Origin of the sequence: Vibrio ouci, from assembly GCF_004551525.1 — a bacterium.
Classification (GTDB): Bacteria; Pseudomonadota; Gammaproteobacteria; order Enterobacterales; family Vibrionaceae; genus Vibrio; species Vibrio ouci.
The window spans coordinates 1-849 of the sequence record NZ_SATR01000244.1; the positions used below are offsets into that span (position 1 = coordinate 1).

The following is an 849-nucleotide window of genomic DNA, read 5'->3' on the forward strand; positions in this document are numbered from 1 at the left end:
ATTTTCTTGCGTAAATGCCTGCTCCTCAAAACGAGCGTTAGTATGCTCTATGTAAAAGTTAAAGATATCGGTGATGGCTGCGACATCGCTTAGCTTCCCTACTCTAATTTCCACGTAAATTCCTTTTATCTTCGAGCCTTATAACGCCAAATTAAGTAGTGAGCAACGCACCACCTAACCTAATCCATTGTGCCGTAAACACTTAAGCCGATTCAAACCAAAAGTGCCAAACGTTGCGAATCTGCTTAAATTTATTGTTATGTGTATAGTCAAGAAGTTACTCGACTATACTTGGTACAAGGTTGTTCAGTGGTAAATATTATGGCTGCTCAGAAATACCAAAGACCAATATCCCCAGATCTACATGCATGGGGCATTCTCTTTTTCGCCATAATCGGTATGGTTCTCATATTGGTGCTGGGAATCACGTTAGTCAACTTATACGTAGCGTCTAATGGTTATAACGATTTAGCTGCCGTTTTTATTGCTCTCATCGTTATTGGCGTGTTAGCAATGCTAGCTCTAGCATTTTTTGCTCAGCGTATATCCGTATATTACTACAGAAAAAGAGATCCAAGTTAATACACATAACGCCAAATTAAGTAGTGAGCAACGCTGCCACCAACCTAAAGTATTGTGCCGTAAACACATAAACCGATTCAAACCGAAAATGCCAAGCGTTGCGAATCTGCTTGAATTTATTGTTATGCTGATGAACTTATTGCTAACCGAATATAAAAAGGCGTGACAAGCCACGCCTTTCATGTCTTTTAGATCAGATTATTTTCGATTGTGGCAATGGTAGTCACCTGTTTTGCTATTCGTATGACAACCATTAGCATCTGTGCC

2 protein-coding genes and 1 pseudogene are annotated in these 849 nt (G+C 39.7%); 1 reads left to right on the plus strand and 2 read right to left on the minus strand.

Features of this window, described 5'->3' with window-relative positions; translation table 11 throughout:
• Nucleotides 1-114, minus strand: a pseudogene (locus tag ELS82_RS25450) (GNAT family N-acetyltransferase); the annotation flags it as partial.
• 207 nt (nucleotides 115-321) lie between these two features.
• On the opposite strand from ELS82_RS25450, the gene ELS82_RS25455 reads away from it, so the two are divergent.
• A complete protein-coding gene (locus ELS82_RS25455) occupies nucleotides 322-582 on the plus strand; it encodes a hypothetical protein (RefSeq protein ID WP_134837818.1) in 261 nt (86 codons plus the stop codon).
• Between the two features lie 198 nt (nucleotides 583-780).
• Here ELS82_RS25455 and ELS82_RS27585 read toward each other — a convergent pair.
• Nucleotides 781-849: YHYH domain-containing protein (locus ELS82_RS27585; protein WP_134837549.1), on the minus strand; the 69-nt coding region annotated here is incomplete at its 5' end.